We start from the raw sequence: 21885 nt of genomic DNA, 5'->3' as shown, positions 1-21885 counted from the left end.
ACGACGGCTCAGGCGGCGGATTCGGCCTTCACGGCCGCTTCCACCTCGTCGAAACTCGGGTTCACCAGGGCGGTCGAGCCGATGATCACGGTCGGCACCGTCTCGTTGCCGTTGGCCACCGCGCGCACCCGCTCGGCCGCACCCGGGTCCTCCCAGATGTTGATCTCCTTGACGTTCAGGCCGCTCGCCAGCAGCGGCCGCCGCAGCGACGCGCAGAAGCCACAGCCCGGGCGCCAGTAGAACTCGACCTCGATCTCAGTCACAGCGCGTCCTCCGAAGAACGTAGGTAGTCCAGTTGCGCCTGCACGCTCAGCTCGGCAGGCGCCCACAAGCTCGGGTCGACGTCGGCGTAGACGACCTCCACCACCTGACGCGGGCTCGCGTCCGCGCCGAGCACCCCCAGGGCAGAACGCACCTGGTCCAGCCGCTGTTCCCGGTGGGACAGGTACGCGCGCGCGGTCGCGGGCAGATCGGCCAGCTCGGGGCCGTGCCCGGGCAGGCCGGGGGTACCGGGCGGCAGCCCGATCAACCGGCGCAGCGAGCGCAGGTAGTCGCCGAGGTCGTGCAGCACCGTGGTGCCGCGGCCGAGGATGGTGTCCCCGGTGAGGATCTGGCCGGCCACGTGCAGGGACACGGAGTCGTCGGTGTGGCCGGGGGTGTGCAGCACCTCGAACCGCAGGCCGCCGGCGGTGAGCACGTCGCCGTCCGCGAACGGCTCCGCGCCCAGGCACAGCGAGGCGTCGAACGCCCGCACCGGCGCCCCGACCTGCTCGGCGAGCCAGGGCGCGCCCTCGGCGTGGTCCGGGTGGTGGTGGGTCAGCAGGATCAGCTCGACCGCCCCGGCGGCGGCCAGCCGCTCCAGGTGCTCCAGGTCGCGGTGGCCCGGGTCGACGACCACGGCGGCGGGCGCGTCCGGCGCCCGCAGCACCCAGCTGTTGGTGCCCTCCAGCGTCATCATCGACGGGTTGTTCTCCAACAGCACCGAGGCGGTTTCGGAAACCCGGCGAAGCTCGCCGTACGCGGGCGCGGTCACTGTCACTCCTCCGACTCGTCGAGCACGATGCGGATCTGTTCGCCCTCGCGGATCAGCGTCGGAATGGTCCGGACGATCTCGCGGGAGGCCGAAAGGGCCTCGTCCGCCGTGGCGAACGCGTCGATCTCGCTGAGGGTGAGCCAGGTGGGCGGCATCAGCATGCGACGGCCCTCGCGGGCGTCCGCGATCGCGTCCTGCGGGCGTTGCCAGGCGGTGCCGGTGGCCTCGGAGGTCGCGCCGTCCGCGCGCTGGCCTTCGGGGAGCTTCGCGGCGAAGAACCGGGTGTCGTACCGGCGGGGCTCCTGCACCGGCGTGACCCAGTGCGCCCACGGCAGCAGCAGGTCGGCGCGCAGCGTCAGCCCGGCGTCGGCCAGGAAGCCCGCGAGCGAGATTTCCCGGCGCTCCAAGGCTTTCCGGGCATCGTGGTAGGGCGAGACGTCGTCGACCACCTGGTCCTCGGTGCCCGCCAGCAGCACACCGGACTCCTCGAACGTCTCGCGAACCGCGCCACAGACCAGGGCTCGGGCGAGGGCGTCGTCACCGCCGAAGTGCCCGGCCCACCAGCTCGGCGGCGGCCCGGCCCAGTTCACGGACGCGTCGGCGTCCCGCGGGTCCACCCCGCCGCCGGGGAACACGGTCATCCCGCCGGCGAACGGCATGCCCTTGACCCGGTGCTGGAGGAAGACCTCCAGCCCGTCCGCGCCGTCGCGCAGGAGGATCACCGTCGCGGAGTCCTTGGGGCGGGCGGGCGGTCCGTCGGCGTTCTCCCGCGTCGCGATGCCGGCCCCCACGGGGATGTCGAAGACGTACTCACGCGGCCGATCCACCCCGGCAACATACCTCGCGGCCCGGGCGGGCAGCAGAGCACTTGCGGCATCTCATACGACGACGGCGGACCGGGAGTCCCGGTCCGCCGTCGTCACGAGCGGAAAGGCTTCAGGAGTTCCATCGCTGGTCGCCGCCGCTGCGGGACGCGCCGTTGAGACGCAGCTTCGCCGCCTCGGCCCGTTCGCGCTCGGCCAGCTCCGCGTGCAGCTCACGCAGCAGCGCGCGGTCGCGTTCGGACAGGCTCGGGTCCTCCAGGTCCAGCGCGGGCAGGTCGACGACCTCGTGCATGCTCGGCTTGCCCGCGGCGATCTCGCGGCCCTTCTCCGGGTCCTCGGCCAGCGCCTGCCGCAACTGTGCGACTTCGGCCGGCGACAGGTCGGCGGTGCGCTCCGCGCGGGACTCGTTGTCCGACCGCTCCGGGCGCGAGCTGTCCGAAGACGGCGGCGGGGTCGCCGGCGCGGGCGGCGGGCTCTGCACGACCGGCACCACGGGCGCGATCGGCTCGGCCGCGGCCTGCGCGCGGATGCTGTGCCGGCTCGGCGACTCGACGACCGGCTCCGGCACGGGGGCCGGGGCGGGCGGCGGCACCGGCTCGGGCGAGTGGTACTCCGCCGACGAGGTGTGCGTGGCCCCCGTGACCCACACCGGGCTCGCGACCGCACCGGCCGACTGGTGGTAGGACGACCGCGCGACGCCGGGTCCGCTGACCTCGACGACCGAGCGGATGCCCGCGCGGCGCAGCGCCGTGTCGACGCGGAACGCGACCGCGGGCGGGTTGCCCTCCGGGCCGAGCTCGACCAGCACCACCCGCTGCGGCAGCGCGCCCGGCACGCTGCCCGCCGGGGTGTTGCGCCACACCGCGTGCACGGACCGCACGTCCGGCAGTACCTGCAGCGTGCGGTCGAGCGCCTCGGCCAGCCCGAACTCCGGCTGGTTGTCGCCGGTGAACCGGTGGCTGTGCACCGGCTCGGCCTCGTCGACCAGCAGGTCGTTGGCCAGCGTGGCGTCCGACCGGCTCATCTCGAGCACGAGGGCCAGCTCCCGCTGCTCGGTCGAGCTCACCGTGATCCGGCCCGCGATCAGCGTGCCGGTGGTCAGCTCGACCGCCTCGTCGATGTGCGCGCGGGCGATGAGCTCCCGCGCCTCGGTGAGCGCGCTGTCGTCGATCCGGCCCGCCAGGGCCAGCAACAGGTTGTGCAGGCGCAGTGGCACCGAGAACCCGTCCATGGGCGGGCCGTCGTGGACCTCCACCATTGCTCTGCTCCCTCCCGGCTCGCCTGGCGGCACGAGCGTTAAGCGGCGATTGGTCGATTGCCCGAACCCGCGGCGCCGACGCAGACCAGCTCGGAGTTCGCGAGCGCGGCCCGGTGGTACCCGGGAAGGTCGAAGCGCGGCGGGATGACCTCGACGCTGGGTTCCTCGTCCCCCAGGACCCGCAGCACGCGCTGCAGCTCACCGGTGAGCCTCGGCTGCCCGGACGTCGCCGTCACCAGCAGGACCCGCTTGGCCCCGCCTTCACCGACCACACCGAGGTGCCGCCAGCTCTGCCGCACTTCCCCCACGTCCACCCGGCCACGCAACGTCGCGTGGAGCAGGACGGACACAGAGTCGACGGAGTTCACCCATTCGGGCGCACTCTGCGTGAATGTGTACCTGGTCTCGGTGACGTCGTCTACCCCCAGGGTGGAACTCACCTGGTGCCAGTCGGCGCCGTGCGGGATCAGACCGGCGACGAGCAGGCGGTACTCCGTCTGGTCCAGGTCGATCCTGTGCTTGAGCAAAGACCTGGGGAGGGTGCGCGCGAGCGTGCCCATCGCGCCCTCGCCGAGCCAGTCCCGGAACCGCCAGAGCAGCTGGTCGGGCGTGCGGCCGGCCAGCCGGATCAGCAGTTCGTGCAGGGACTGTTCGATGTCGGGATCCACTACCGCACCTCCACGATGAGTTCGACCTCCACCGGTGCCCCGATCGGCAGCTCCGCGACGCCGACGGCCGAGCGCGCGTGCACCCCCGCGTCGCCGAAGACCTCGCCCAGCAGTTCCGAAGCGCCGTTGATCACCGCGGGCTGGCCGGTGAAGCCGTCCGCGGAGGCGACGAAGCCGACCACCTTGACGATGCGGACCACCTCGTCGATGCCGACCAGCGCGTGCACCGCGGCCAGGGCGTTCAGCGCCGATGTGCGGGCGTGCCCCTTCGCCTCCTCGGGGCTGACCTCGGCGCCGACCTTGCCGGTCGCGGCGAGCACGCCGTCGACGAACGGGAGCTGGCCGGAGGTGTAGACGTGTGAACCGCTCCGCACGGCCGGCACGTACGCGGCCAGCGGCGCGGCGACGCCGGGCAGTTCGACACCGAGTTCGGCGAGCCGGGAACTCCAGGTCATGACGGTCCCCTTCAGCTCTTCGCGCGCTTGAGGTAGGCGACGTGCTGTTCGCCGCTCGGGTTGGGCAGCACGGTCACCAGTTCCCAGCCGTCCTCGCCCCACTGGTCGAGGATCTGCTTGGTCGCGTGGATCAGCAGGGGGACGGTGGCGTACTCGAATTTCACACCGGTGGCGCTCATGCCGGGGAGCGTAACCAAGCCGGCAAGGCCGGGTCCGGTCCACTCCGCCTAACCGGTCTCCACCCGTCCAGGTGAACGACTCACCGCTCGTCGACCACTGTGTTCGACCTCACACCCGGTCGTGAATGCCTACGCCGGTTCCCGCCGAACCCGCCCCTCGCGCGGAGCCGGGCCGCTAACGTGCCCGCCGTGGAGGCTTGGCGGATCGTGGCGACGGCGCTGCTCGCGGTGGCCGGTCTGCCGCTCGTGCTGGTGGTGATGGCGAAGGTGCGTGACCGGGTCGACAGCTCGGCCCGGGTCGCGGTCGGCGGGGCGGTGACGTTCACCGCGGTGGCCGTGGTGGCCGTGCTCACGCTGACCGTGCTGCCGGGGCTGCTCACCTGGATCGTCGTGGCCGTGGTGGCGGCTGCGGTCGGCGTCATGATGCTCGCCAGCTGAAACCCGGTTTAGGGTTGACCCCGTGACCACACCCTCCGCCGGCTGGACCGACGAGCTCACCCGGGCTCGGCTGCACTTCGTCACCGGCAAGGGCGGTACCGGCAAGACGACGCTGGCCGCGGCGCTGGGACTCGCCCTCGCCCGGGAAGGCCGCCGCGTGCTGCTGATCGAGGTCGAAGGGCGCCAGGGCATCGCCCAGCTCTTCGACACCGAGCCGCTGCCCTACGCGGAGCAGCGCCTCGCGTCGGTCCCCGGCGGCGGCGAGCTGCGCGCGCTGCACATCGACGTCGAGGCCGCGCTGCTCGAATACTTCGAGATGTTCTACAACCTGGGCTTCGCCGGCCGGACGCTGCGGCGGATGGGCGCGATCGAGTTCGCGACCACGCTCGCCCCGGGTCTACGAGACGTGCTGCTCACCGGAAAGATCAAGGAGTGCGTCGGACGCACCGAGTCCGACGGGCGCCACACCTACGACGCCGTGGTCGTCGACTCGCCGCCGACCGGCCGCGTGGTGAAGTTCCTCGACGTCACCAAGGCGCTGACCGACCTGGCCAAGACCGGCCCGATCCGCGGCCAGGCCGACGGCGTCGTGCGGCTGCTGCACTCCGGCCAGACCGCGGTGCACCTGGCCACGCTGCTGGAGGAGATGCCGGTCCGCGAGACGGTGGAGGCGGTGTCCGAGCTCGACGGGGCCGACCTGCGCCCGGGCGCGGTGCTGGTCAACCGGGTCCGGCCGCCGCGGCTGCCGGCCCGCTCGGTGACCGCGGCCGCGGACGGCCGGGTGGACGCCGCGCGGGTGCGCAGCGGGCTGGCGTCGGCGGGGGTGAAGCTGCCGGACGACACCCTGGACGCACTGGTCGAGGAGACCGTGGAGCACGCCGTGCGCGTGGCCGCCGAGCAGCGGGCCCAGGAGCAGCTCACCGAGGCCGACCTGCCGACGCTGGAGGTGCCGGAGCTCACCGACGGCGTCGACGTCGCGGGCCTCTACGAACTCGCCGAAGCACTGCTGGACCAGGGGGTGCGCTGATGAGCACGGACATCGACATCGACGCCTTGCTGGACGACGCCGACAGCCGCGTGATCGTGTGCTGCGGCTCCGGCGGCGTCGGCAAGACGACCACCGCGGCGGCGCTGGCCGTGCGCGCGGCCGAGCGCGGCCGGCGGACCGTGGTGCTCACCATCGACCCGGCGCGCCGCCTGGCGCAGGCGCTGGGTCTGCGTGAGCTGAGCAACCACCCGAAGCAGGTGCAGGTGGAGGGCTTCGAGCCCAAGGGCGAGCTGTGGGCGATGATGCTCGACATGCGTCGCACGTTCGACGACATGGTGCGGGTGCACGCCGGCCCGGAGCGGGCCGAGCAGCTCCTGCAGAACCCCTTCTACCAGACCATTTCCACGTCGTTCTCCGGTACGCAGGAGTACATGGCGATGGAGAAGCTGGGCCAGCTCGCCGCCACCGACGAGTGGGACCTGATCGTGGTGGACACCCCGCCGAGCCGGTCGGCGCTGGACTTCCTGGACGCGCCGACCCGGCTGTCCAGCGCGCTCGACGGCCGGATGATCCGCCTGCTCACCGGCCCGGCCAAGGCCGGCGGCTGGGGCCTGCGCAAGGTGGTCAGCGCGGGGTTCTCGATGTTCGCGAAGGCCGTGTCGACGATCATCGGCGGCCAGCTACTGGCCGACGCGTCCTCGTTCGTGCAGGCCTTCGACAGCACCTTCGGCGGGTTCCGCGAGCGCGCGCGCCGCACCGCGGAGCTGCTGCGCTCCAGCGGTACCTCGTTCCTGGTGGTGGCCGCGCCGGAGCCGGACGCGCTGCGGGAGGCGTCCTACTTCGTCGAACGGCTGGCCGGCGAGGCGATGCCGCTGGCCGGGCTGGTGGCGAACCGCACCCACCCGGTGCTGGCGCGGCTTTCCGCGGCCGAGGCGCTGGCCGCGGCCGAATCGCTGGTCAAGAGCGAGACGTCCGCCCCGCTGGCCGAGGCCGTGCTGCGGCTGCACGCCGACCGCGTGGCCCTCGCCGACCGCGAGGACCGGTTGCTGGCGCGCTTCACCCGGGCCCACCCCGAGGTGCCGCTGGTCCGCGTGCCCGCGCTGGCCGGTGACGTGCACGACCTCAACGGGCTGCGGGACATCGGCGCCAAGCTCGTGGGTGGCTAGCCCGGTTCGGTCCGGCCACCCACGAGCCGGGATCAGCCGGCGCGGGCGCCTTCCCGCGACTCCCGCTTCGCAGTCTCCAGCAGATCGGTCCAGCTGAGCACGTCCGGCCGGCGGCGGAGCAGTGCACGCCGCTCTCGTTCGGTCATCCCTCCCCAGACGCCGAAGTTGATCCGGCCGTCGAGCGCCTCGGCCAGGCACTCGGTGCGGACCGGGCAGCCGGTGCACACCGTTTTCGCGCGGTGCTGCTCGGCCCCGCGCACGAAGAGCCCGTCCGGATCGGCGTCGCGGCACGACGCACTGACCCGCCAGCTCGACCGGTTGGTTTCCATACCCCCAGCTCCCTACCCTGGTTTCCCGACACCAGCGAAGGCGAAGTTCCCACTCCCACCCCCGCGAGCGTCCCTCCCTCATAGCTCCCACGTCGGCCACGGCACCTCCCCGGCGCCGCTGCCCCCGTCCGGCCCAGCCGAGCTCCCACCCGCCCTGCACCGTCCGTCGGCATTCATCGTGGAACGTTGACGGACTGTAGGGGTCCCCGGTTCCCCCCGCCAAGACCTGTGCGGCATTCCGTTACCGGAAGTCACGCAGAAGCTGCCTTTTGTCACTCTCGGCCGACACTGACGGGTGTGAGGTCACAAGTGCATGACGGGCCTTCAGTACCCTGGCGTCCGTGCGCAAAACGGACGGTCTCTTCAAGCTCATCGGCCTCTGTCTGCTCGCGGGGGTGCTCGTGGCCGGAATACTGTTCCCCGTCGTGGGGGCAGCCGGGGTCGCGTCGAACCAGGCGAGCGAGACGGTCGAGAAGACTTCGACCGATCTCGCGGACATCCCGCCACCGCTGGTGACCACGGTCACCGACTCCGGCGGCAAGCCGATCGCGACGCTGTACGACCAGTACCGCATCCCGGTGGCCGCCGACCAGATCAACGAAGCCACGAAGTGGGCGCTGGTCTCGGTCGAGGACAAGCGCTTCTACGAGCACCACGGCGTCGACTGGCAGGGCACGCTGCGCGCCGCGGTGTCCAACGGCGCCGGCGGCGACACGCAGGGTGCCTCGACGCTCACGCAGCAGTACGTCAAGAACTACCTGATCAACGTGGTCTACCGGGGGAACAAGACCGGGCAGGAGAAGGCGCAGGAGCAGACCCTGGCGCGCAAGCTCAAGGAAGCCCGGATCGCGATCAACCTCGAGACGAAGCTGTCGAAGCAGCAGATCCTCGCCGGTTACCTGAACATCGTCGAGTTCTCGCGCCAGATCTTCGGCATCGGCGCGGCCGCGCACGCCTACTTCAACACCACGCCGGAGCAGCTGACCGTGCCGCAGGCCGCGCTGCTGGCCGGGCTGGTGAACAACCCGATCAGCTACGACCCGTGGAAGCACGCGGACAAGGCCACCGTGCGCCGGAACCTGGTGATGGACCGCATGGTCGACAACAAGAAGCTGGCGAAGGCCGACGCGGACCGCTTCAAGGCCACCCCGCTCGGCGTGGTGCCGGACGCTCCCGCCAAGCCCGCCGCGAACTGCACCGGCGCCGGCCCGGAGAACGGCTTCTTCTGCCAGTACGTCGAGGACTACCTGGTCAAGGCCGGCTTCAACAAGGACGACCTCTACACCGGCGGCTACACGATCAAGACCACCCTGGACGAGAAGGCCAACCACGAGGCGAAGGTCTCGGCGGAGACTCAGGTCTCGAAGACCCAGAAGAACGTGGCGAACACGCTTTCCCTGGTGCGCCCCGGAAAGGACCGCCACGAGGTGGTGGCCCTGGCCGCGAACCGCGACTACGGCAACGACGCGGATTCGGGCCAGACCACGTATGCGCTGCCTTCGGGCGTGTTCAACACCACTGGCGCGGGGTCGAGTTACAAGATCTTCACCACGGCCGCCACGCTGGAAAAGGGGATCGCCGGGATCTACAGCAACATCCCGGTCGGCGACAGCTACACCTCGCACGTGTTCACCGGCAGCCAGCCGCACTGCCCGGCGACGGGCGCGCCGAACACCCGCTGGTACTGCGTGAGCAACGCGAGCAAGAGCTCCCCGGCGTCGAGCACCCTGCAGATGGCCCTGGCGACTTCGCCGAACACCGCGTTCGTCGCGCTGGAGGACAAGCTCGGGAGCACTGCGCCGGGCATCGACATGGCCACCAGGTTGGGCATGCGCGAGACGATGGCCAGCAACACCGGCGGCGGCGTCGTGAACCCGAAGGATCCGGCGAAGAGCGAAACCCAGGCCCAGGCGTACGGCCCGAAGGGCCGGAACCCCGGTACCGGAGCGTTCACCCTGGGCTTCAGTCCGACCAGCGGCCTCGAACTGGGCAACGTCGCGGCCACCCTGCTCAGCGGTGGCGTCTGGTGTCCGCCCACCCCGTTGGCGTCGGTCACCGACCGCAACGGCAAACCGATCCCGGTCAAGGAAGCCAAGTGCGAGCAGGTCGTCCCCGAGGGCCTGGCGAACACGATGGTCGTCGGCATGAGCAAGGACGACCAACCGGGTGGCACGTCCGCGCGCGCGGCCGGCGAGGCCAACTGGAACCGGCCCATCCTCGGCAAGACCGGGACCACGCAGACCAACGGCTCGGCCACGTTCGTCGCGGGCACCCCGCAGATGGCCGGCGCCGCCATGGTCTTCCGCACCGACGGCGGCGGCGGCCTCTGCTACCGCGGCGTCGGCAACGTGACCACGACGGGCTGCCAGAACATGTTCGGTGGAACCACCCCGGCCCAGACCTGGTTCGGCGCGATGACCAACATCATGGCGGACCAGCCGATCGCCGAACTGCCGGCGGAGGATCCGCAGTACACGCGCTGAAGCCGGGCAGCGCGTCGCCCGGCGATCAGCGTGACCACATGTCACCAAGAGTTAAGGTTCACCGCGGCGGCGCGCCACACCTTCGAACACGTATCCTCGACAACGTGAGCACGCTCAGTAACACCAGCACCTTCGCGGCGACGGCGAGGCGGTTCGCCGTGGGGACAGTCGCGCTCGGGGCGGCGACCCTCGGTTACGCCGTGGGCATCGAGCGGCGGTTGTGGACGCTGCGCACCGCCGAACTGCCGGTACTGGCGCCCGGGGCGAAGCCGTTCACCATCCTGCACGTCTCGGACCTGCACATGCTGCCCGGGCACCGCGCCAAGCAGCGCTGGGTCGCCGCGCTGGACCGGTTGGCGCCCGACCTCGTGGTGAACACCGGGGACAACCTCTCGCACCGGACGGCCGTTCCGTCGGTGCTGCGGGCGCTCGGGCCGCTGCTCGACCGGCCCGGGCTGTTCGTCTTCGGCAGCAACGACTACTACGCGCCCAAGCCGAAGAACCCCGCGCGCTACCTGATGCCGAAGGGCAAGAAGAAGCGCATCCACGGCAACCACCTGCCGTGGCGCGACCTGCGGGCGGCGTTCCTCGAGCACGGCTGGACCGACGTCACCCACGTGCGCCGCACGATCGAGGTGGCCGGGCGGCCGGTCTTCGCCGCGGGGGTCGACGACCCGCACCTGCGCCGCGACCGCTACTCCGACATCTCCGGGCCGGCCGACGCCGACGCCGTCGTCCGCCTGGGCATCACGCACTCCCCCGAGCCGCGGGTGCTCGACCCGTTCGCCACGGACGGCTACGACCTGGTCCTGGCCGGGCACACCCACGGCGGGCAGCTACGCCTGCCCGGGTACGGCGCGCTGGTCACCAACTGTGAACTCGACCGCACCCGGGCCCGCGGTGCCTCCCGCTGGGGCGCGCACATGTGGCTGCACGTCTCGGCCGGTCTCGGTACCTCTCCGTACGCGCCGGCCCGCTTCGCCTGCCGTCCGGAGGCCAGCCTGCTGACCCTGGTTCCGCGCGGTTCGAGCGCCGGGGAAACCCGGAAGACAACCCCGCGTAAACCTTCCAGGAGCGTCCGCTAGACTTCTCCACGACCCGTTAAGCAGTACCTCGGGGTGTGGCGCAGCTTGGTAGCGTGCCTCGTTCGGGTCGAGGAGGTCGTGGGTTCGAATCCCGCCACCCCGACGCAGTAAGACGGGAAGGCCCCTGTTCGCACAACACGCGAACGGGGGTCTTTCTTCGTGTGTCTTCTGGGGGTCGAACCCCCAGGCCCCCGCCAGGAGGGCTCCGCCCCCTGGACCCCTGGCTTGCGTGGCTGGGTAAATCCGGGAGGTCATCCGGCAGGAGGGCGTCGCCTTTCCGCGCCCGAGGTGCGGGGCGGCGGGGTCACCGGGTGGCCAGCAGCTCCGTCCAGCACTGCGTGAAGTCGCCCGATCCGGCCGAGCGGGTCCAGGACCAGGCCGAGCGCGCGGCCGAGGTCAGCTGGTCGCGGTCCGGGTGGCCGGGCTCGTCCAGCGCCTTCGCCAGTGCTCGTTCCACGTGCGCGGCCAGGTCGCGGTAGGCCAGGTCCGCCCGGTACCGGGTACGGGCGGTGACGGCGGTGAAGCCCGCGGCCGCCACGTGTTCGGCGATGCGGCGGCCGGCGAACGGGTTGCCGCCCGCGCGGCGCAGCAACAGGTAGTAGCCGCGGAGGGCGGCGTCGACGTTCGCCGTCTTGGGGCGCAGCCGGGCCCGGCTCCAATCCAAAGTGGACAACGCCAGCCGGCCGCCGGGGCGCAGCACCCGGTGCAGCTCGGCCAGCAGCGGGCCCGGATCGGCCAGCCGCTCCACCAGCGCGGGGGCGAAGGCCAGGTCCAGCGACTCCCCCGGGAACGGCAGCGCGCCCGGGGCCGCCTTCAGGTAGTCCACTGTGGACGACGCTGGGGCCTCGAACGCGACCGTCAGCGAGCCCGGACCGCACCCCAGGTCGATCACCCGCCGGCTCGGGGCGAACAGCGGCCGCGCGAACTCCGAGCGCTCCGCCGCCGCGCGCGCCACCCGTCTCAACGCCGCTTCCCGCGGGTATCCCTCCAGCACCCCGCACACAGTACGGCCAGTAGGTGGCAGGATCGAGGGGTGAGCACGCAGTCAGCCAACCAATATCCGCCCGCGGTGGTCCCCGACCGCCTGTTCGGCGACGACCAGGCCGAGACCCGCTGGCGAGCCCGCTTCCGCGCCCCGCGCATCTCCGTGCCCGAATGGGCCCGCGACTCCCCGGACGCCAACGTCTACGTCTCCAACGCCAGCGGTGTCTGGGAGGTGTACGCCTGGCACCGCGCCACCGACGAGCACCGCAAGGTCACCGACCGGCCGAACGGCACCCTGCACGCGACGCCGGCACCCGACGGCTCGGCCGTCTGGTGGTTCAACGACACCGACGGCGACGAGTTCGGCGCCTGGATGCGCCAGCCGTTCGACGCCGACAGCTCGGCGGCGGTCCCGGCGCTGCCGGAGGTCCACGACGGCTACCCGGCCGGGCTCGAGATCGGCGAGCGCGTGATCGTGGCCGGCGTCTCGACCGACGACGGCAGCGAGCTGTTCGCGAAGATCGGCGACACCACCCAGCGCTTCTACCGCCATCCCGACGACGCCGGCATCGCCGCGCTCTCCCACGACGAGAGCCTGGTCGCCATCTCCCACTCCGAGCACGGCGACTCGCGGCACCCGGCGCTGCGCGTGCTGGCGACGGACGGCTTCACCGTCGTCGCGGACAAGTGGGACGGAGAGGGCAAGGGCCTCTCCGCGCTGGAGTTCTCGCCGCAGCCCGGCGACCAGCGCCTGCTCGTGCTGCACGAGCGCCGCGGCCGTGAGGAGCTGCTGGTCTGGGACGTCCGCGCGGACGCCGAGACCGAACTGGAGATCGACCTGCCCGGTGAGGTCGTCGCCGACTGGTACCCGGACGGCCGCGCGCTGCTGGTGGTGCACTTCCACCAGGGCCGCAGCTCACTGCACCGCTACGACCTCGACACCGGCCGGCTGTCCTCATTGGACACCCCGGCGGGCCGGATCGGCGGCGCGGGCGTGCGCCCGGACGGCACGGTCGAATACTCGTGGTCGAGCGCGGCGGAGCCGGCGGCGGTGCGCGCCCGCGCCACCGACGGCACCAACTCCGTGCTGCTGGAGCCGCCGGGCGAGCGCGCCCCGGGCTCGGCGCCGGTCACCGACGCGTTCGTGGAGGGGGTCGGCGGGCAGGTCCACGCGCTGGTCTCGCGGCCGCCGGACGCGCCCGAGGGACCGCTGCCCACGGTGTTCTCCCTGCACGGCGGTCCACACGCCGCCGACGAGGACCGCTTCTCCGCCTATCGCGCGACCTGGCTCGACGCCGGGTTCGCCGTGGTGGAGGTCAACTACCGCGGCTCGACCGGCTACGGTTCGGCCTGGCGCGACGCGATCGAGGGCCGCCCCGGGCTGACCGAGCTCGAAGACGTCGCCGCGGTGCACGACTGGGCCGTGGACAGTGGACTGTCCGATAAGGACAAGTGCGTGGTCAACGGCGCCTCGTGGGGCGGTTACCTCTCCCTGCTCGCGCTGGGCACGCAGCCGGCGCGCTGGGCCGCCGGGGTCGCGGGCGTGCCGGTGGCGGACTACGTCGCCGCCTACGAGGACGAGATGGAGCAACTGCGCTCGTTCGACCGCGCCCTGTTCGGCGGCGCCCCCACCGACGTGCCGGCCGTGTACCAGGAGTGCTCGCCGATCACCTACGTCGATGCGGTCGACGCCCCGGTGCTCGTGCTGGCCGGCGACAACGACCCGCGCTGCCCGATCCGGCAGATCGAGAACTACCTCGACCGCCTGGGCAAGCGCGACGCCCCGCACGAGTTCTACCGCTACGACGCGGGCCACGGCTCACTGGTGATCGCCGAGACGATCAAGCAGACGTCGATCGAGGTGCACTTCGCGCTGCGGGCCCTCGGACTGCGCTGAACGCGGGAGCCAGGCGTCCCCACGGCGGGGGCGCCTGGCTCTGCGGGCTGCGGTGGGCGAGGTCAGAGACCCGGGCTGAACCCGCGCAGCCGGGCGACTGCGGACTCGTCGCCCTCATACGTGACGTGGATGGCGTCGCGGCCGAAGACGAACAGGAGCAGGTCCACCGGGTCGCCGGTCACGGTAACCACCGGGGTGCCCGTCTTGACCACGGCGGATCGGCCGTCGGTGGTCTTCAGCCCGACACCGACCGGGGACTTGCGCAGGTTCAGCTTCGCGGACTGACGGGCCAGGCGCCACGCCGCCTCGTCGCGGGTCGCGTCCGCCGGGCGTGGCTCCCAGCCGGGCTGGGCGCGGCGGACGTCCTCGTGGTGGACGAGGAATTCGGCGCCGTTGACCACCTCGTTCAGCGGTCCGACCGCCATCGGCCAGTACCGGGCGGGACCGCGCCGGACCTGGTCCACCAGGTCCGGCCACGGCTTCGTCGCGTAGCCGTCCTGCACCCGCTTGGTGTAGCCGGCCAGCGCGGGCACCACGATGCCCGGCGCAGCGTCCAGCCGGTGCTCCCGCACGACCAGGTGCGCCGCGAGATCCCGCGCCGACCAGCCTTCGCACAACGTCGGCGCGTCGGGCCCGATTTCCTCGAAGAGTGCGCTCAGCGCCTGGCGTTCGTCCGCGGCAAGACCCATACCGGCGACATACCCCCGTGGTCAGTGGTGAAACGCCGTCGACGTCGCGGCGTCGTGCTGCGGGCCCGCCTGGCGTTCCAGCTCGGGCAGGATGCGGCCCAGGTCGGCCAGCAGGAGGTCGGCCAGATCGTGGGTGAACCCGTTGCGGACCACGATGCGCAGCACCGCGAGGTCGGTGCGGTTGTCCGGGAACGTGTACGCCGGCACCAGCCAGCCGCGCTCGCGAAGCCGACGAGAGACGTCGAACACGTCGTAACCCTTGACGTCCTTCTTCGTCGTGAAGGCGAACACCGGCAATTGGTCACCGCGCGTCAGCAGCTCGAACGGGCCCATCGCGGCGATGCGGTCGGACAGGTGCGTCGCGACGTCGCGCGAAGCCTGCTGCACGGCGCGGAAGCCTTCGTGGCCGAGCCGGACGAACGTGTAGTACTGCGCGGCCACCTCGGCGCCGGGACGGGAGAAGTTCAACGCGAACGTCGGCATGTCGCCGCCGAGGTAGTTGACGTTGAACACCAGCTCCGCGGGCAGCGCCGCCTTGTCCCGCCAGATCACCCAGCCGACCCCGGGGTAGACCAGCCCGTACTTGTGCCCGGAGGTGTTGATCGACGCGACCCGCGGCAGCCGGAAGTCCCACTCCAGGTCCGGGTCGAGGAACGGCGCGACCATGGCGCCGGAGGCGCCGTCCACGTGCACCGGGATGTCCCAGCCGGTCCGCTCCTGCAGTTCGTCGAGCGCCGAGGCGATCTCGGCCACCGGCTCGTAGCTGCCGTCGAAGGTCGACCCGAGGATCCCGACGACGCCGATGGTGTTCTCGTCGCAGCGCTCGACCGCCTCTTCGGCGGACAGGTGGAAGCGGTCGCCGTCCATCGGCACCAGCCGCGGCTCGACCTCCCAGTACTCGCAGAACTTCTCCCAGCAGACCTGGACGTTCACGCCCATCACCAGGTTCGGCCGGCCCGGACGGCCGAGCTTCGACCAGCGCCGTTTCAACGCCATCCCGGCGAGCATGCAGGCCTCGGACGAGCCGGTGGTGGAGCAGCCCATCACCTCGGCCGGGTCCGGCGCGTGCCACAGGTCGGCCAGGATGTTCACGCAGCGGCGCTCCAGCTCCGCCGTCTGCGGGTACTCGTCCTTGTCGATCATGTTCTTGTCGACGCACTCGGCCATCAGCTCGCGGGCCTGCGGCTCCATCCACGTGGTGACGAACGTGGCCAGGTTGAGCCGGGCGTTGCCGTCGAGCATCAGCTCGTCGCGGACCAGTTGCAACGCGGCGTCCGGCGGCAGCGAATCCTCGCGCAGCCGGTCGTGCGGCAGCACGAACTCCGCCGCCAATGCCGGATTTGCCCCGGCGTACAACGGATTCGTGCCCGCCTGGCGTTCCGGCCGGTCTTGTCGCCCCTCATGCAGCACCATGGACCGACCGTACTGCGCCGGGCGGGTCACGACATCCCGGCCGGGCTCAGACCGACGCGGACAGCGTGACCTCGATGTTGCCGCGGGTGGCGTTGGAGTACGGGCACACCTGGTGCGCCTGCTCCACCAGCCGGTCGGCCTCGGCCTGGTCCAGGCCGGGCACCGTGACGTGCAGGGCGACGCCGAGCTTGAAGCCGACCTCCTGCTTGTACAGGCTGACCTCGGCGTCCACCGTCGACTCGGGCAGCTTCACCTTGGCCTCGCGCGCCACGGCCTGCAGGGCGCTGTGGAAGCAGGCCGAGTAGCCCGCGGCGAACAACTGCTCCGGGTTGGTCTTGTCCCCGCCAGGGCCGCCCATCTCCCGGGGAACCGCCAGCGCCTCGTCGATGACGCCGTCGGACGAGGTGACCTCGCCGTTGCGGCCCGCGCCGCGTGCCGTCGCCGCGGCGGTGTAGATCGCGTCAGCCATGGTTCTGCCTGCTTCCTGGTCGGGGTGCCGTCTCCGGCCTTTCAGCATGGCCAACGTCGGGCACCGGCGGAACCTTGCCGTCACATGGCGGGCATCACGCCGGGGGCTCAGCGCGCGCGGGTCAGCGCGAACTCCGCGACCTGCTGCCCGATCAGGCGCAGCGTGCGCACGCTCTTCTCGTCGGAAGCGCCGCCGCTCTCGTCGAACTTGGTCTCCGCGGAGTTGATCGAAGCACCCAGTGGGGTGGCCCAGCCGCGCAGCGCGTGCGTGATCGTGCGCAGCTGGTCGAGCGTCGTCACGGCGGCCTGCCAGCCGAAGGCGACGGCGGCGAGGCCGACCGCGCGGCCGTCGAGGTACGGGCGGGTGTCCTCCCGCAGGTCCTCGACGTAGTCCAGGGCGTTCTTGACCAGACCGGACAGCGCGCCGTGGTAGCCGGGCGAGACCACGATGATGCCGTCGGCCCGCCGGATCCCCTCGATCAGCCGGGTCGCTCGTTCGTCCCGCTCGCGCACGACCGTGTCGTAGAACGGCAGGACCAGTTCCGGGCCCGGGATCAGCTCGGTGGTCACACCGAGTACGGCCGCCCCGTCGAGCGCGATCCGCAGAGCGCGCTCGGACTGCGAACCCTCCCGCAGCGATCCGCCGATCCCGAGCACCCTGACCGTGTTGGCTGAAGTCACGCTTCCGAGGTTAACAACTCCACTTAACTGGAGGACCAGGATTGGGAACGGAGTCCTCGGTCACACCGCGACCAGCGGCGGAAACGAGCGGGCCGACTCCGGGGGACCGAGCTGGACCTGAAGCCTACTCGCTAGTAACCTCGGCTTTCCGACGCCGAGGAGGAACGATGGCGATCCAGCCCCAGGTCCGCGTCCAGGCCGCCGCCGCCCAGCTGCTGTTCTGGCTGCCGCGGCCCCTGCGGCGGCTGATCGCCGGTCCGGCGCTGCGGCTCGACGGCCAGGAGCTCGCCCTCGACGCCCAGTTGCTGCTGCGGTTGCAGAAGCTGAACGGCGGCGGACTGGTCAGCGGCTCGGTGGCGCGGTCCCGGGCCCTGCTCGAACTGGGCACACAGCTGGTCAGCGGGAAGCGGATCGAGCCCGTTTCGACGCGTGAGGTCGAGATCCCCGTGGACGGCGGCGCGCTCGAAGCGACGCTGTACACGCCGGCCGGGCTGCCCGAGCCGTCCGGTCTGCTGGTGTTCTTCCACGGCGGCGGCTGGGTCGTGGGCAGCCGCGCGACCCACGACAACGCCTCCCGCTACCTGGCGAAGAACACCGGCGTCCGGGTGCTGTCGGTCGAGTACCGGCTGGCGCCCGAGCACCCGTTCCCGGTGCCGGCGCAGGACGCGCTCGCCGCGTTCGCCCACGCCCACGCCCAGGCTGGCGAGCTCGGCGCGGACCCGGACCGGATCGCCGTGGGCGGCGACAGCGCGGGCGGCAACCTGGCCGCGGTCGTGGCCCTGGCGACGACCCGGGCGGGCGGACCGGCGCCGGCGTTCCAGCTGCTGATCTACCCCGCGGTCGACTTCACCACCCGGCGGCGCTCTCGTGAGCTGTTCGGCGCCGACCTGTTCCTCACCGACGAGGGCATGAAGTGGTTCGAAAGCCATTACGTGCCCGAGGGCACGGAACTGACCGACCCGCTGTTGTCACCGCTGCTCGCTCCCGACCACAGTGGACTCCCACCGGCCTTCATCGTCACCGCCGGGTTCGACCCGCTGCGCGACGAGGGCGAGGCGTACGCCGAAAAGCTGCGGGCCGCGGGAGTGCAGGTCGGGCTGAGCCGCCAGGCCGACCTGATCCACGGCTTCCTGAACTTCACCGGGGTCGGCAGCCGCTTCCGCGAGGCCGTCGCCGAAATGACCGGCGCGCTGCGGCTCGGGCTGGCCGAGACGAAGAAGGCGCCGTCCACCCAGCCGGGCCGCTGATTTCGGCCGGACGGCCCTCGGCCCGCACCCGGCCTCGTGGCCGGCGGACCACCTCGACGCCCACCGCACCGACCCGGAACGGCCCGGTGCGTGGTCGCGCACCGGGCCGCTCGCTCCGCGGTGGGAGTCTGGATGCGGAAGCCGAACGAGTTGGGCGCGTGCACCGGGTCGCCCGGGTTGTCGTAGCGCATCGCGCCATCGCGTGAGTAGCTGTTCACCGGAGCCTTCGGCGCGTTGACCGGCAGCTGCGCGTCGGGGTAGGCGAGCAGCGTCCAGCTCGGGTGGTCGCCCCGCTTGATGGTGCGGTACAGGTCGGCGATGTGGTGGTCGGCGTTCTCCCCGGCCAGCCGGTCGGCGTCGGCCTGGCCGAGGTAGCCGATGCCCTGGCCGGTCTTGAAGTGGTACTTCACCCAGGACTTCTCGCTGCCGGCGTTCTCCCACAGGAACGTGTGCGAGGAGTACCCGTTCATCTCCCGCCAGCTCGACGGGATGCCGCGATCGCCCATCAGCCAGGTGACCTGGTGCGCCGACTCCGGGCGCAGGGTCCAGAAGTCCCATCGGATCTCGCGGTTGAGCTGCGCGTTCTTCTCGACGAGGTGGTGGCCCCCGCCCCGTCCTGACCGGCTCCCGAAGCCACGATCCGGAACTCCCGCCCGGTTAAGAAGTTGCACGCACGTACCAGGATTTGTTCTCATGAAGTACGTGCCGTTCACGCCGTACCGCCGGGTCCTCTCGTTGCCTCGGGTCCGTCCCTCGATGGCGCTCATGTTCTTCGCCCGCCTGCCCATGACGATGACGGGTGTGACGCTGACCTTGTACGTGGTCAGCGACCTCGGCCACGGCTACGGCGCGGCCGGGATCGTCGGGGCCGCCTCCACGCTGGGCATGGCCCTCGGCGCGCCGCTGCTGGGGCGGGCCATCGACCGGTACGGCCTGCGCCCGGTGGTCGCGGGGTGCGGGGCGACGTCCGCGGTGTTCTGGATCGCGGTGCCGCACCTGTCGTACCCGGTGCTGGTCGCCTGCGCGCTGCCGGCGGGTGTCCTGTCGGTGCCCGCGGGCTCGCTGGCCCGGCAGATCCTCGCGGCCCTGGTGCCCGCCGACCACCGGCGCGCGGCCTACTCACTGGACACGATCCTGGTCGAGGCCTCGTTCATGATCGGCCCGGCGGCGGGCATCGCCGCCATCACCTCGCTGTCCGCGACGGTGACGCTGAGCGCGATCGGGGTGGTCTTCGGCGCCACGGCCCTGCTGATCTTCCTGCTGAACCCGCCCATCCGCAACGAGGACGAGCTCGCCCCGGTCGGCTCGGTCCGGCCGCCGCTGCGCTCGTGGCTCTCCGGCCACCTGGCGGCGACGCTGCTGATCGCCGCGGGCACGCTGTTCTGCCTGGTCGGCACCGAGCTCGCGACCCTGGCGGCCCTGCGCGCGCACGGCGACATCGGCTGGACCGGGCTGGTCATCGTCGTGATGTGCGCGGCCTCGATGGCCGGCGGCATCGTGCACGGCGCCGTGCAGCGCTCGCTGCCGCAGGGCGTGCTGATGCTGCTGCTCGCCCTGCTGGTGCTGCCGATCGGCCTCGCGGACCAGCCGTGGTGGCTGCTGATGCTGGTGCTGATCCCGACCAACCTGCTGTGCGCCCCGACCCTGGCCGCCACCACGGAGACGGTGAGCGAGATCGCACCCCCGGCCGTCCGCGGCGAGGCGATGGGCCTGCAGGACGCGTCCACCCGGCTCGGCCTTGCCCTCGGCAGCCCGGTGGTCGGCTTCGCGATCGACCACTCGAGCCCGGCGTGGGGCTTCTTCACCGCCGGTGCGGGCGGGCTGGCACTGGCGGCGTTCGGGCTGCTGTGGACGCGGCGGCGCCGCTCCGCTTCGGCGCCGGCCCTGGCTTCGGCCGCGCGCGCACGGCGGTGAGGTGGGGGCAGACCGCGCGCGCCGTGGATCAGCTACAAGCCTTGCGCAGCGCGTCCAGCTTCGCGACGTTCCGCTTGGCCCAGCCGGCGACCACGCCGGCGTCCTCGATGCGTTCCTTCTGGACCTGGACGTAGGAATCGGCCAGGCCGAGCAGGGCGTTCTTCACGTCGTCGTCCTGCACGTCCGTGGCCAGGGAGCGCAGGCGTTGCGCCTTGTCCTGCGCGCGGGCCTTGAGCTTCGCCGGGTCGGCCAGCGGGTTCAGCTCCGCGAGGCCGAGGGCGTCGGTGCACACGCCCACCCGATCGGCCGTCGAGTTCGCCGTGTCGACCGCTGTGGTGACCTGGTCGCAGCCGGCCAGTAGCACGCCGGCCGCGACCAGGGTCGCCGCTGCTGTCCGCCTCGTCATCGCGCCAGGATATCGGTCAGCCCTTGACGCAGACCACCTGCTTGAGGTGCGCGACCACTTCGACGAGGTCCGTCTGCGCCTTGATCACCGTCTCGATGTCCTTGTAGGCGGCCGGGATCTCGTCGACCACCCCCGAGTCCTTGCGGCATTCGACGCCCTCGGTCTGCGCCGCGAGGTCGGCCGCGGTGAAGGTCTTCTTCGCCTTGCTGCGCGACATCCGCCGTCCCGCGCCGTGCGAGGCCGACTCGAACGAGGACCGGTTGCCCAGCCCGCGCACGATGTAGGAGCCCGTGCCCATGCTGCCCGGGATGATCCCGAGGTCACCGGAGCCCGCCCGGATCGCGCCCTTGCGGGTGACGAGCAGGTCGACGCCGTCGTAGTTCTCCTCGGCCACGTAGTTGTGGTGGCAGGAGATGGCGTCGTCGAACGTGGTCCCGGGGACCACCTCGGCCACGGCCAGCTCGACCAGCGCGACCATCGTGGCGCGGTTGCGCGCCGCGTAGTCCTGCGCCCAGAACAGGTCGCGCCGGTAGGCCTGCATCTCCGGCGTGCCGGCGATGAACACCGACAGGTCGGGGTCCGGCAGGTCGCGGTTGTGCGGCAGCTTCCGCGCCACGGCCATGTGCCGCTCGGCCAGCTCCTTGCCGATGTTGCGCGAACCAGAGTGCAGCATCAGCCAGACCCGGCCCGCGTCGGCACCGCCCTGTTCGAGGCAGACCTCGATGAAGTGGTTGCCGCCGCCGAGGCTGCCGATCTGCCGCGCCGCGCGCTCGCCCAGCTCCTGCACACAGGGGTGCAGTTCGCCGAAGGACTTCCAGAACGCGTCCCAGCCGCCGACGCCGTGCACCTTGGCCGGGTTCACCGGCGTCCGGTGCAGCCCGAACCCGACCGGCACGGCCGATTCGATGCGACGGCGCAGCCGGCTCAGGTCGTCCGGCAGGTCCGCGGCCGTGAGCGAGGTGCGGACCGCGCTCATCCCGCACCCGATGTCGACGCCGACCGCCGCCGGGGACACCGCGTCACGCATGGCGATCACGCTGCCGACGGTCGCCCCCTTGCCGTAGTGGACGTCGGGCATGACCGCGACGCCGTGCACCCACGGCAGGTTGGCGACATTGCGCAGCTGTCGCATCGCCTGCTCTTCGACCGACGCGGGGTCCGCCCACATCCGGATCGGCACGCGTGCGCCTTCGACCGCGGTGTACATGACTTTCCTTCCCTAAGAAGAACAACTTCGTCCCAGCATCCTCGAGCAGGCCGATGTGGACAACCGGTTTGCC

Annotated in this window: 23 protein-coding genes, 1 tRNA gene and 1 pseudogene; 9 read left to right on the top strand and 16 right to left on the bottom strand. The window is 71.7% G+C overall.

Annotation, left to right across the window (positions count from 1 at the left end; translation table 11 throughout):
• Nucleotides 1-8 precede the first annotated feature (8 nt).
• From NYF13_RS07975 to NYF13_RS07945, 7 genes are all read right to left on the bottom strand, one after another.
• The gene (locus tag NYF13_RS07975) at nt 9-263 is read right to left on the bottom strand and encodes a glutaredoxin domain-containing protein (RefSeq protein WP_315655307.1); all 255 of its coding nucleotides are present in this window, start codon (nt 261-263) and stop codon (nt 9-11) included.
• Nucleotides 260-1033, bottom strand: a complete 774-nt coding sequence (locus tag NYF13_RS07970; RefSeq protein WP_315655306.1) for an MBL fold metallo-hydrolase — start codon at nt 1031-1033, stop codon at nt 260-262. The genes NYF13_RS07975 and NYF13_RS07970 overlap by 4 nt, the downstream gene beginning before the upstream one ends.
• Nucleotides 1034-1035: 2 nt before the next feature.
• Nucleotides 1036-1860 carry an NUDIX domain-containing protein gene (locus tag NYF13_RS07965; RefSeq protein ID WP_315655305.1) on the bottom strand — a complete coding sequence of 275 codons (825 nt, stop codon included), beginning with the start codon at nt 1858-1860 and terminating at the stop codon, nt 1036-1038.
• Between the two features lie 109 nt (nt 1861-1969).
• Nucleotides 1970-3115, bottom strand: coding sequence for a hypothetical protein (locus tag NYF13_RS07960; RefSeq protein WP_315655304.1), 1146 nt, complete (start codon nt 3113-3115; stop codon nt 1970-1972).
• Between the two features lie 38 nt (nt 3116-3153).
• Nucleotides 3154-3783: a hypothetical protein gene (locus NYF13_RS07955; protein ID WP_315655303.1), complete on the bottom strand. Its 630-nt coding sequence runs from the start codon at nt 3781-3783 to the stop codon at nt 3154-3156.
• Entirely contained in the window at nt 3783-4238 is a 456-nt protein-coding gene (locus tag NYF13_RS07950; RefSeq protein WP_315655302.1) for a RidA family protein, read from the bottom strand. The genes NYF13_RS07955 and NYF13_RS07950 overlap by 1 nt, the downstream gene beginning before the upstream one ends.
• An 11-nt stretch (nt 4239-4249) precedes the next feature.
• On the bottom strand, nt 4250-4417 hold the full coding sequence (locus NYF13_RS07945; protein ID WP_315655301.1) for a hypothetical protein: 168 nt from the start codon (nt 4415-4417) through the stop codon (nt 4250-4252).
• Nucleotides 4418-4606: 189 nt separating this feature from the next.
• Between NYF13_RS07945 and NYF13_RS07940 the strand changes: the two genes are divergently transcribed.
• The 3 genes from NYF13_RS07940 to NYF13_RS07930 are packed head-to-tail and all read left to right on the top strand — an operon-like array spanning nt 4607 to nt 7009.
• Entirely contained in the window at nt 4607-4855 is a 249-nt protein-coding gene (locus NYF13_RS07940) for a hypothetical protein (RefSeq protein WP_315655300.1), read from the top strand.
• Between the two features lie 22 nt (nt 4856-4877).
• Nucleotides 4878-5882 (top strand): ArsA-related P-loop ATPase, encoded by a 1005-nt coding sequence (locus tag NYF13_RS07935; RefSeq protein WP_315655298.1) that lies wholly within the window; start codon nt 4878-4880, stop codon nt 5880-5882.
• Nucleotides 5882-7009, top strand: a complete 1128-nt coding sequence (locus NYF13_RS07930; RefSeq protein ID WP_315655296.1) for an ArsA family ATPase — start codon at nt 5882-5884, stop codon at nt 7007-7009. Before NYF13_RS07935 ends, NYF13_RS07930 begins: the two co-directional genes overlap by 1 nt.
• A 32-nt stretch (nt 7010-7041) precedes the next feature.
• Here the strand turns inward: NYF13_RS07930 and NYF13_RS07925 are convergent, their stop codons facing one another.
• The gene (locus NYF13_RS07925; RefSeq protein WP_315655295.1) at nt 7042-7338 is read right to left on the bottom strand and encodes a WhiB family transcriptional regulator; all 297 of its coding nucleotides are present in this window, start codon (nt 7336-7338) and stop codon (nt 7042-7044) included.
• Nucleotides 7339-7679: 341 nt separating this feature from the next.
• Between NYF13_RS07925 and NYF13_RS07920 the strand changes: the two genes are divergently transcribed.
• The 3 genes from NYF13_RS07920 (at nt 7680) to NYF13_RS07910 (ending at nt 11009) form a co-directional block, all read left to right on the top strand.
• Complete coding sequence (locus NYF13_RS07920) at nt 7680-9821, top strand: transglycosylase domain-containing protein (protein ID WP_315655294.1); 2142 nt, start codon at nt 7680-7682, stop codon at nt 9819-9821.
• A gap of 104 nt (nt 9822-9925) precedes the next feature.
• Nucleotides 9926-10906, top strand: coding sequence for a metallophosphoesterase (locus NYF13_RS07915; protein ID WP_315655292.1), 981 nt, complete (start codon nt 9926-9928; stop codon nt 10904-10906).
• A gap of 29 nt (nt 10907-10935) precedes the next feature.
• Nucleotides 10936-11009: transfer RNA gene (locus tag NYF13_RS07910), tRNA-Pro, on the top strand.
• Nucleotides 11010-11210: 201 nt separating this feature from the next.
• On the opposite strand, the gene NYF13_RS07905 is transcribed toward NYF13_RS07910, so the two are convergent.
• Complete coding sequence (locus NYF13_RS07905; protein WP_315655291.1) at nt 11211-11900, bottom strand: methyltransferase domain-containing protein; 690 nt, start codon at nt 11898-11900, stop codon at nt 11211-11213.
• Nucleotides 11901-11939: 39 nt separating this feature from the next.
• On the opposite strand from NYF13_RS07905, the gene NYF13_RS07900 reads away from it, so the two are divergent.
• Entirely contained in the window at nt 11940-13787 is a 1848-nt protein-coding gene (locus NYF13_RS07900; RefSeq protein ID WP_315655289.1) for a prolyl oligopeptidase family serine peptidase, read from the top strand.
• Between the two features lie 62 nt (nt 13788-13849).
• Here NYF13_RS07900 and NYF13_RS07895 read toward each other — a convergent pair whose 3' ends face one another.
• The 4 genes from NYF13_RS07895 to NYF13_RS07880 form a co-directional block, all read right to left on the bottom strand.
• Nucleotides 13850-14476, bottom strand: a complete 627-nt coding sequence (locus tag NYF13_RS07895) for a TIGR03085 family metal-binding protein (RefSeq protein ID WP_315655288.1) — start codon at nt 14474-14476, stop codon at nt 13850-13852.
• Between the two features lie 21 nt (nt 14477-14497).
• Nucleotides 14498-15889, bottom strand: coding sequence for a glutamate decarboxylase (locus NYF13_RS07890; RefSeq protein WP_315655287.1), 1392 nt, complete (start codon nt 15887-15889; stop codon nt 14498-14500).
• A 46-nt stretch (nt 15890-15935) separates the two neighbouring features.
• Nucleotides 15936-16358 (bottom strand): organic hydroperoxide resistance protein, encoded by a 423-nt coding sequence (locus NYF13_RS07885; protein ID WP_315655286.1) that lies wholly within the window; start codon nt 16356-16358, stop codon nt 15936-15938.
• A gap of 107 nt (nt 16359-16465) precedes the next feature.
• Entirely contained in the window at nt 16466-17038 is a 573-nt protein-coding gene (locus NYF13_RS07880) for an NAD(P)H-dependent oxidoreductase (protein ID WP_315655285.1), read from the bottom strand.
• Between the two features lie 167 nt (nt 17039-17205).
• Between NYF13_RS07880 and NYF13_RS07875 the strand changes: the two genes are divergently transcribed.
• Nucleotides 17206-18285, top strand: a complete 1080-nt coding sequence (locus tag NYF13_RS07875; protein ID WP_315655284.1) for an alpha/beta hydrolase — start codon at nt 17206-17208, stop codon at nt 18283-18285.
• A gap of 140 nt (nt 18286-18425) precedes the next feature.
• Here NYF13_RS07875 and NYF13_RS07870 read toward each other — a convergent pair.
• Nucleotides 18426-18857: pseudogene (locus tag NYF13_RS07870) on the bottom strand (catalase); the annotation flags it as partial.
• A 184-nt stretch (nt 18858-19041) separates the two neighbouring features.
• Between NYF13_RS07870 and NYF13_RS07865 the strand changes: the two are divergent.
• On the top strand, nt 19042-20199 hold the full coding sequence (locus NYF13_RS07865) for an MFS transporter (protein WP_315657257.1): 1158 nt from the start codon (nt 19042-19044) through the stop codon (nt 20197-20199).
• Between the two features lie 28 nt (nt 20200-20227).
• Here the strand turns inward: NYF13_RS07865 and NYF13_RS07860 are convergent, their stop codons facing one another.
• Both NYF13_RS07860 and NYF13_RS07855 read right to left on the bottom strand, forming a co-directional pair.
• A complete protein-coding gene (locus NYF13_RS07860; RefSeq protein WP_315655283.1) occupies nt 20228-20605 on the bottom strand; it encodes a hypothetical protein in 378 nt (125 codons plus the stop codon).
• A 16-nt stretch (nt 20606-20621) separates the two neighbouring features.
• On the bottom strand, nt 20622-21812 hold the full coding sequence (locus NYF13_RS07855; RefSeq protein ID WP_315655281.1) for an RtcB family protein: 1191 nt from the start codon (nt 21810-21812) through the stop codon (nt 20622-20624).
• Between the last annotated feature and the right edge of the window lie 73 nt (nt 21813-21885).

This window comes from Amycolatopsis sp. PS_44_ISF1, assembly GCF_032335455.1.
In the GTDB taxonomy this organism is placed as follows: Bacteria; Actinomycetota; Actinomycetes; order Mycobacteriales; family Pseudonocardiaceae; genus Amycolatopsis.
Note: the sequence above shows the minus strand (reverse complement) of the source record. Positions and strands in the feature narration are given on the sequence as shown.